Source organism: Acidobacteriota bacterium, assembly GCA_021161905.1.
In the GTDB taxonomy this organism is placed as follows: domain Bacteria; phylum Acidobacteriota; class B3-B38; order Guanabaribacteriales; family JAGGZT01; genus JAGGZT01.
In genome coordinates, this window is sequence record JAGGZT010000054.1 from 1 (window position 1) to 9152 (window position 9152).

7 protein-coding genes are annotated in these 9152 nt (G+C 49.6%); 2 read left to right on the top strand and 5 right to left on the bottom strand.

Annotated features, from left to right (window positions below):
- Nucleotides 1–151 precede the first annotated feature (151 nt).
- The 5 genes from J7L64_07420 to J7L64_07440 form a co-directional block, all read right to left on the bottom strand.
- A complete protein-coding gene (locus J7L64_07420; GenBank protein MCD6452170.1) occupies nucleotides 152–1948 on the bottom strand; it encodes a CocE/NonD family hydrolase in 1797 nt (598 codons plus the stop codon).
- Nucleotides 1949–2008: 60 nt separating this feature from the next.
- Nucleotides 2009–3112, bottom strand: coding sequence for a dipeptide epimerase (locus tag J7L64_07425; protein ID MCD6452171.1), 1104 nt, complete (start codon nucleotides 3110–3112; stop codon nucleotides 2009–2011).
- 88 nt (nucleotides 3113–3200) lie between these two features.
- Nucleotides 3201–4670: a hypothetical protein gene (locus tag J7L64_07430; protein ID MCD6452172.1), complete on the bottom strand. Its 1470-nt coding sequence runs from the start codon at nucleotides 4668–4670 to the stop codon at nucleotides 3201–3203.
- Nucleotides 4667–4966 carry a DUF997 family protein gene (locus J7L64_07435; GenBank protein ID MCD6452173.1) on the bottom strand — a complete coding sequence of 100 codons (300 nt, stop codon included), beginning with the start codon at nucleotides 4964–4966 and terminating at the stop codon, nucleotides 4667–4669. Before J7L64_07435 ends, J7L64_07430 begins: the two co-directional genes overlap by 4 nt.
- Before the next feature lie 174 nt (nucleotides 4967–5140).
- Entirely contained in the window at nucleotides 5141–6412 is a 1272-nt protein-coding gene (locus J7L64_07440; GenBank protein ID MCD6452174.1) for a hypothetical protein, read from the bottom strand.
- 382 nt (nucleotides 6413–6794) lie between these two features.
- Here J7L64_07440 and J7L64_07445 point away from each other — a divergent pair, with 382 nt between their 5' ends.
- The gene (locus J7L64_07445) at nucleotides 6795–7373 is read left to right on the top strand and encodes a hypothetical protein (GenBank protein ID MCD6452175.1); all 579 of its coding nucleotides are present in this window, start codon (nucleotides 6795–6797) and stop codon (nucleotides 7371–7373) included.
- A 258-nt stretch (nucleotides 7374–7631) separates the two neighbouring features.
- The coding region (locus tag J7L64_07450; protein MCD6452176.1) for an AIPR family protein at nucleotides 7632–9152 on the top strand (1521 nt) is incomplete at its 3' end.

Genomic DNA, 9152 nt, shown 5'->3' on the forward strand with positions numbered 1-9152 from the left:
GGCGCACCAGACGATCTACCACAATGCGAAATACCCCTCTCATATCGTCCTCCCGGTGATCAAGAAGAAAAAATAGAAATAAAAGGATAATTCTCCTTCCCTCCCCAACAGTCTAAAGGTTGGGGAGGGAAGGAGAATTATCCTTTTATTTCTATTTTTTCTTCTTGATCACCGGGAGGACGATATGAGAGGGGTATTTCGCATTGTGGTAGATCGTCTGGTGCGCCTTCACCATCTCGGTCGAGGTGTAGGGATCCTTCCCCGTGTTCAGGTTCCGGTTGTAGATGGGGAAATCGCTGCTCGATACCTCTACCCGGATCCGATGCCCCTTCTTAAAGACGATCCCCGTAGGCCTTAGCATTATCTCGTAGCGATATACCTTGCCCGGCTTGATGAGGGACGGCTTTTCAAAGGAGTTCCTGAACCTCGCCGATATCAAACCGGTGGCAGCATAGCACACATTGTAAGCAGCGCCGTTTGGATGGACATCGACCAACTTACCGCAGAAGTCGGTATCCACCGCGGATGAGGCGGCATAAAGCACGATCTTCACCGGACCGACCACGGTTACATCCTCGGTTAAGACATCGGAGGTATAGCAGAGGACATCCATCCGCTTCTCGTTCACCCGCTGATCCACCGGATCGGAGGAGATACCGCCCCGGGCACCATGTCCCCCCCTTATCGAGGGCACGGGGTCCGCTGGATCGTAGGTGTACTTATCCGGCGGTTCATCGCCCGGAGGAGTGGTATCGAGCTTACCATCGCCGAATAAGGTATTCGCCTTCCCCTTGCTGTGGAAGTAGAAGTTGGTGTATTCCGCATCGGGCGGGGGCCAGCCATCCTCGTCTATCCAGCGGTTCTCACCGAGGAGGAAGAGTTTTACCTTGGGCTCGTTCATAATGTTGTTCTCATACCCCTTGAGCCAATAGTCGAACCAGCGGAGCTCGTATGTCTCGAGGTCGAACAGGGCATCGGGACCGAAATCCAAAGCGCCGAGCTTGGTGTAGTAATTGTTGGTGTGAGGGTAGGGTCCTCCGTGGCGCCAGTAGCCGATGATGAGTTTGGAGTTCTTCTTGGCGAAATCGCTTCCCTTTTTCATCAACCCGCAATGATTGGCTAACTCCCCCAATTGGCCATCATCGTACCAGCCGGTTACGCTCACCGCGGGGACATCGAGCTTCTCGTATTTCCCGTCCATCCCCCGTTTCTTCCAGAATTCGTCGTAGTTGGGGTGGGAGAGCCACTTTTTCCAGAAGTCTATCTTCCTTCCCAGAAACTCATCTAAGGTGATGATAGGGAGATGGTCCTTCAGGTTGAGCCAATCGTTCACCCCGAGGTTCTGGTTTGTCCGCCCATCCATAAGGAAAGCCCAGGTGATGGAATCCATCAGATAGAGGGTGCCGTTGCAGATCCAGGTGTCGCCGTAGATGTTGCTCGGTGATCCGTAGCTGAAAATGCAGGTGAGATGCGGAGGGTTCTCCGCTGCTGCCAGCCATTGGACCATACCGACATAGCTCACCCCGGTCATCCCCACCTTGCCGTTGCTCCAGGGCTGTTTGGCGATCCATTCGATGGTGTCATAGCCATCCCGTCCCTCGTTTACGAAGGGCTCCCATTCGCCCTCGGAGTCGTATCTTCCCCGGCAGTCCTGGATCGCCACCACATAGCCCCGGCTGGCGTAGAACTTGCCGTACCGGTCGTAGCGGGAGGTGCTGTTGTTGTAGGGCGTCCTTATGAGGATGGTGGGAAACTTGCCCTTGGCATCCGGAAAGTAGAAATCGGTGGAGAGCCTCACCCCATCCCTCATCGGGATCATCACCCCAAGGTCCATCCGAACCTTGTACCTCGGCTTGGAGATTATCTCCTTTGCCCCTGAGGCGCTTGCCCCGATGGCGAGGGCGAGGATCAGACTGATGATGGTGAAAAGTCTAAGCCCCTTTTTCATATCTCCCTCCTCTTTGGGGTTAACTATTAATTATATCCCGCTCCCCTTTTTCTCATCAATCTATTTTATGGTGATCACCTCACACCGTTTGAGGAAGGTGGGGTCGATATCCGCTCCGATACCGGGATCATCGGGAAGGGTGATCTCTCCTCCCTCGCTGTAGCTCGCTCCGCCCATAATCGGGTCCTCCTTCAGCATAAAGCAGCCGTCGAGGTCGGCGTACCTGATGTTGGGACGGGCGGAAACTAAATGCGCTCCTGCGGTTAAGCCAAGCCTTGTCTCCGTCATACAGCCCACCATACAGCGGATGCCCGCTCCCTCCGCTATGGCGTTGATCTTTAAAGCGGTATGAAGACCTCCTGATTTCGCCAGCTTGATATTGAAGTAATCACAACAGCCCATCGAGGCGAGCTTTATGGCGTCGTGATGGTCGAAGAGGGATTCATCAGCCATAATGGCGATGGTTGTCTTCTCCCTTACCCGGCGCATATTCTCGTAATCCCAGTGGGCAACCGGCTGTTCGCAGTACTCGATCCCCATCGGCTCAAGCGCCCTGAGCACGGTGACCGCGGTATGGTAATCCCACCCCTGGTTGGCGTCGATCCGGATAGGAAGACCCTCTCCTATCGCCTTTCTGATCTTCTCGATCCGTTTGATATCCTCCCTGGCAGTGGTGCCGAGCTTTACCTTTATCGCCTTGAAGCCCCGTTCTTTGTAGGAGCGCGCTTTCTCCGCCATATAGTCGGGATCGGCGATCCCTATGGTATTATCGCTGAAGAAGGTCCTTTTTCCCCCTCCGAAGACCGCGTACAGGGGTAGACCCGCGGTTTTTCCCAGGATGTCGTAGAGCGCCATATCGAAGGCGCTTCTTATGGTGGAGTTGTGGACGAGGAATCGGTTTATCTCCCTCATCCGCTCCTCGATGGCGAGTGGATCCTTGCCGATGAGGAGCTTGGCGAGATCGACCGCTCCTGCCAGATCGATCTCCTGGGTCTCCCCGGTGATCCCCCAGGTGGGGTTCGCCTCGCCGAAGCCATAGATTCCGGCATCGGTGTTTATCCTGACGAGCAGGCTCTTGGCACTTACGATCTCCATAATCGCTATCCGGAAGGGCTCGTGGAACGGGATATCCGCCTTGTAGATATCGATGCTGACAATCTTCATTTTTCCCTTCATCTTTACCTCCTTGAAATAAAAGCTTCCCTCATTATGGTATTTCCCCGTTAAAAAGGCGGAAAGACCAACCTCTCCCTCAAGCCCCCTTAGGATCGGCAAAGAAGATGCGGACGACCCTCTCCTCCGGCGGAGGGGTGATAAGGCTCACCACGATATAAACGAGGACCGCGCTTACAACGGAGATGAAGGATGGGTGAGACCCGAAGATGGCGAGCCAGGGAGCAACCGTGTTCGCCAGGGCGTATATCGTCATCCCCCAGGCTATCGAGGCGATGGCGCCCCACTTGTTCCCCCTCTTCCAGAAGGTTCCGAGGAGTATCGGTGCGAAGGTGGCTGATTCCAGCCCCCCAATGGAGAAGAAGATTATCCACTGGATCAGCTTCGGTTGCTTCAGGGCTAAGCCTATGGCGATGGCGAGGCAGGCTCCCATAGTGAGCCTCGAGGCGAGCTTCATCGCCCTGGCGGAGACATCGGGTTTTATCTCCTTGAGCAGGTTCTTGGCGATGCTCGAGGTGATTATTATCGCCATTGCTGCCACCGTGGTCTGGATCCCGGCGACGATCCCGGCGAGGACGACACCGCCCAATGCCTTGGGCATTACATGCATCGCCAGCCAGGGGCTTATTTCGTCGGGCACCGCGAGGTCGGGCTTTATCGCCCTTCCTATCACCCCGGACATACAGAGGAGAAGGGTCCAGATGAAGACCAGTATCCCTCCAAGCCAGATCCCCCGCTTAAGCGCCCTCGTGTTCTTATAGGTGAGGGCACCGAGCATCGCATGGGGCATACCGACCACGAAATAACCGGTGAGACAGGCAATGGAAAAGGCGAACAGGGGAGGGAATCTTCCCCCCATAGTGGGGGAGAGGAGGTTTATGTTTTCCTTAGCCAGGATAGCGGTGGAACGGGCAAACCCTCCGGCGTAGCTCACTGTGCCGAAAAAGAGGAGGATACAGCCGATGGTAATGACCGCCCCCTGAATGAGGGTGGCGAGCGATGTACCCCGCATCCCGCCGAGAACCGAGTAGAGAAGGACGACCAGGGAGCCAAGAGCGAGCGAAGCGAAATATCCCATCCCGGTCATCTGGGAGATGACCCTCGCTGCCCCCACGAATTGGGTCGCCATATAGGGAAGAAGGAACACAGTTACCAAAACCGCTAACAGGACGATTATCAGCTTGCTCTCGTATCTCGCCCTGAATATATCGAGGTAGGTTACCGCGTTCACCCGCCGTGCCACGATGCCGACCACGATCCCAATCGGGGCGAGAAGGAGGAGGTTCATAAATATCTGGAAGTTGTTTATAAGCACCCAGGAATAGCCATAGGCATAGGTCATCCCAGGACCGGCGATGAAGGTGCCGGCGCTCGCCAATCCTCCCGCAATGACCAACGCGACGATGATCCCCCCTAAGCCTCTGCCCGCAGCGTAGAACTCCTCTTCGTACTTCGAGATGGGGACCTTCTCCACGATTCGATAGGACCATATCCCGATGGCGATGAGCACCGCAGTGTAGGCGAAGAAGGAGAGGGTTGCTGGGTTCATCTTCTTTCCTCCTTTTGACCTCCATCATCGTCGGTTAAGGGGATGTCCGGGATGAACCTTTCCGCCACGAAGATGAGCAGTATCACGAAGAAGAGGGGGACTACGATGTTTCCGATGGCAACCCAGCGGGGAAGACCGAAAAGATACGGTTTTGTCCCCAAAAGATAGGAGGAGCCGAGAAGGACAAGGAGATAAAGGCTGAAATAGCACCAGGCTAAGAGGAAGACCTTCCGGGCTACCTTGAGCCTTCCCGTCTCGTTAAATTTTCCCTCAAGCTTGCCCTTTTCCTTATTCATTTTATCCCCTCTTTTGGAACCCTTTTTCTCCTCTTGCTATAAGGAGTGACTATGAGCCAATTTTCACTTATTATAGATGAGTTTCATTGGGAGGATAAAGCCTAAAAATGAAGGTATCCCCATTTAGGGGATTTATGGAATGAAGGGATACCCGGTGAAGGAGGGGAGAGGAGGTTATCTCCCGAAGCGGGGGTTGATCACATTGCTGTAGATGGAGCCGAAGGTATAGCTGAAGCCGATGGAGATCCGATAATCGTAGCTCGTGGCAAGCTCCTTTCTCCTTAGAAGGATTTCCTCCAGACTCACCCCACCCTTGGGGAGGGAGAGCTGATCGTGGATCCGGGAGTACCTGCCCCAGATATCGAGGGATAAGCCCTTGAAAATCCTGAAGGAAAGGTTGCACCGAATCCTCACCCGGTTCTTGCTTAAATCTTGAAGGTAATGGGACCCCTCAACCGAGGTATCCACCGTTCCCCAGGGCTCCTTGAGCTCCAGAGTAAGGGAGAGGGCTTGGGAGAACAGCCTTTCCTGTAATTTCTCAAAGATCGTCTCCTCGTTGTATTTTCTATAATCATATCCCACCCGATAGAGGACCCTTAGCTGTCTCCTGGTCGATTCCGAGTAGGGGAAGAAGTTGTACTCGATTGCCGGGGCAGGGTTGATGGAGTAGTTTATATTGCTGTAGGTGGAGCTGAAAACGGAGAAGAAGAGCCCGGCGGACCAATGTTCGTTTATGCTTTTTACGAATAGGCCATCGAACTTCATAGTCCTGGAGTAACTTTTGATCTTCTCGTCGTCTATGTTGAACTCGTCAGTATTCAGATTGCTCCAGATACCCATCTGGATCTTCGCCTCCGGCGTCACCCTGTTGGCGGAAAAATCGAGCGATAGAAATTTCGAACTCTTCATCTTCTCACCGCTGACACTGCCCCGCATCCCGATGTTGAACACCCAGAAGTCCCATCTGTCCTTTACTGCGGTGGGCTCCACCTTCTCTTTGAATTGGACATCGATCCCCTCGGAGATCGGGGTTCGCGCCACATAGGGGACAAGACCCATCTTCAGCACCCGGACCAGCCCCCTTCTCCTTTCGTCCTCGGTGTTGGTCTTAAGGGAGATGTATTTCAGGGTATTGTTGAGGTCCTTGTACTCACCCTTGCCGATGAAGGCGATGGTGTATTCCATTCCTCCGCTTCCGGTCCGCTGGGTGGTGATCAGGATGTGGACATCCGCCTCCTTCCGGTCCCGAACATAGTTGACGAAGGTGATCTCGTTCCTGATATAATCGTAATCCACGCCCCAGCCACGAGAGTCGATGAGCACCTTGGGAGCCTTCTCCTTTAGTTTCTCGAGGTCGGGTTTAGCCTCTTGGGAATAACCGTTTGGGATATACATAAAAAGAAACAGCAGGGGAAGGAAAAGGATAATCTTAGGGTATCTCTTCATATCATTCACTCCTTATTAAAAATCGAAATAGCCCGGTTGAGGCTCATTTTCAATTTTAGTTAAAGATCTCGGCTACCCACCATAAGATAGCTTACTTTTTCCTTCTCTATTTAGCAAGAACTTTCATATTCTAAGACGATGCCTAAAGGGAAAAAGCCAATTTTCGGGACGAGTTTTTTGCCTTCTTGGCGGTGTCCCTTTTCTGGTAGATGGTTCATCCCGGCGATGTAGGGACAGGGCTTGCCCCTGTCCGAAAGAAGACGGCGCTCCTTATCCTGGATGCCCCACATCCTAAGGGATAATTTAGTTGATTTTTTTCTTGACTTATCTCTCTTCTTTTTATAAGCTTTTATCAGAATAACTAAACAAGGAGGGTTTTGAGATGTTTAAAGGGAGAGGGATGAGGGTTATATTGGTTTCGGTTTTGGTCCTTCTTCTCGCGGTGGGCGGATTCGCTCAGGTGAAGATGATGAAGATGAAGAAGATGGCGGTGAAGAAGGCAGGTTGTGCTGCTGGCTATCTCAAGACCTTGGCGAGTGGCGTGACCATCGGAGCGGGGAAGGAGTATCGCTATATCACCTCTGGGGGGAAGCCGTTCGATGTGAGCAGGTATAACTACCTCCACATCATCGTGGGAAGGAAGGCGAAATCGGTTGCCAACCTCGAGATAACCGTTTTGTTATCCGTTTCCGTGCCTGCTGGTGCCCTTCTCATCCGGGAGTATACGAACTGCGAGAACAGAACGAGGAACAGCTTCACTGTGCGTCTTCCCTCGAACTACAACAAGACCGCCTATGTCCTTCGGGTGCCGGTGATCGCCCCGATGCTCTACGATGTGATCGTGAAGAACAGGGGGGACGAAGGATATAGACGATGTCCATGTGATCCTTTTTGCCAAATAAGACATCGCATCGTTTTTTCCTCCCCGGGGCTCGAGAAGAGCCTCGTTTTTTATCCCTAAAAGGAGCAAAAATAAGCACCCACGCGGGGTGCCTATTTATGGCGATTTTTTTGATTTTTCTCCCTTTTAACTGATAAGCGGTGATAGATAATTTAGGGCATATAATCTATTTTAGGTGATATCCTCATTCTCCTCGGTAGCAGATAGATTATAACTCTCCCCGAACCCCGGTATTTTCATCCCTCTTTTCTTGTTTTTTATTTTGTGGTATAAAATAAATAATAAGTTCTTATATCTCAAATTAAGGGAGAGGGTGAAATGACTGAATATAAAGAATATAGAGAATTTTTGAGGAGTATTATTAACAGAATTGAAGAGATAGAGAAAAATTATGAAGACGCTGATGACGAACATCATGCCTTCGATTATCTAATCGCTGAATTGTTTGAGACTACAGATGAGGAAAGAGGGTTTGTTTTTACAGATAGACCTTATGATCAGGGGATAGATTTTTATATTGCTGATCCTGATTCTCATTATTACGGTATTTATCAATGTAAGTTTCCCAGTTTAGATACCTTGGAAAAAACCCCAAATAAACCACAGACTTTTGGTAAAGAAGCAGTGTATGAGTTAAGGGGAGCAATTAGTTACTTGTTAGGCCCTGTCCCTGCAGAAAGTGCAAAGGAAGAGATAAAGAGTTTAAGAAGCAATATTAAGAGAGAGATAAGGGATCGGGAGGGAGATGAATTAGAGCTGAACTTCACCTTAACTGTATTTGGAGAGCTAACCAAAGATGCTGAGGAAGAGTTTAAGAGATTAAAGGAGGAGTATAGAGATGATAAAAATATAAGAATTAAATTGCTTCAATGGCGCGATATTATTGAAGAACTAAGCCCACCTAAAAAGAAAGGTGAGATAAAGATTTCTTTAGACATAGAGGAAAAATCATATTCAGGATTTAGTGATTATTGCTATTGTTTGGCTTATGCGACTGGCGTTTATAAAGCGTTTGAGGAGGATAAATGGGATCTATTTGATTTGAATGTCAGGTATGAGTTGAAAAACTCAAGAGTTAATAAGAAGATAATAAATACATTAAAATCAAGTAAAAGGAAAAAGTTCCATCATTATAATAATGGTATTTTGATAGTAGCGAGTTCTTACAAATGCTCCGACGACAAGAGAAAAATTACTCTTAAAGATCCTCAGATTATCAATGGCTGTCAGACGGTGGTTTCTATTTGGAGAGCTTATGGAGATCTATCGGATGATGAAAAGAAACAATTTGATAAAGAGTGTAAGGTCCAGGTTAAGATAATAAAGCTCGAGGATAAAACCAAAGATTTGATAAATGAACTGGTTATTACTACCAATTATCAGAACCCTATGTCCCCTCGGAACTTAAAGTCAAATTCAAGAGAACAAAGAGAGATAAAGAAAAAATTCTATAATTTGCCTTTCAAATGGTTTTACCAAAGAAAAGACGGGGAGTTCGAAGGATTAAAAACCATCAGGGATAGAAATGTTAAATTAAGTGATTTTAAGGGTGAGACGAAAGATCGAGTTGTTGATAATAAGGAGTTGGCAAAAGCCTGGTATTCTTTTATCGGTTTCTCACATAGGACTACAATGGGCGTTAAACTCTTTGAGAAAGATGACCTTTATAACCAAATTTTTCTCTTTGTTCCTAAGAAGAAGCATTGGGACCTGCTAACAAACCCTGAAAGGGAGATATGTTTTTCCAAGGATGCGTTTGAAGAAGGAACTCCAGATGCAGAGCAGTATTTACTTGCTTATTTGATATATAAATTTGTCAGGGAGTACACTGTTTCCCCC

Bases quoted from the DNA above. Each gene is read 5' to 3' on its own strand.
- J7L64_07420 (MCD6452170.1), bottom strand. From the start codon at position 1,948: ATGAAAAAGGGGCTTAGACTTTTCACCATCATCAGTCTGATCCTCGCC.
- J7L64_07425 (MCD6452171.1), bottom strand. From the start codon at position 3,112: ATGAAGATTGTCAGCATCGATATCTACAAGGCGGATATCCCGTTCCAC.
- J7L64_07430 (MCD6452172.1), bottom strand. From the start codon at position 4,670: ATGAACCCAGCAACCCTCTCCTTCTTCGCCTACACTGCGGTGCTCATC.
- J7L64_07435 (MCD6452173.1), bottom strand. From the start codon at position 4,966: ATGAATAAGGAAAAGGGCAAGCTTGAGGGAAAATTTAACGAGACGGGA.
- J7L64_07440 (MCD6452174.1), bottom strand. From the start codon at position 6,412: ATGAAGAGATACCCTAAGATTATCCTTTTCCTTCCCCTGCTGTTTCTT.
- J7L64_07445 (MCD6452175.1), top strand. From the start codon at position 6,795: ATGTTTAAAGGGAGAGGGATGAGGGTTATATTGGTTTCGGTTTTGGTC.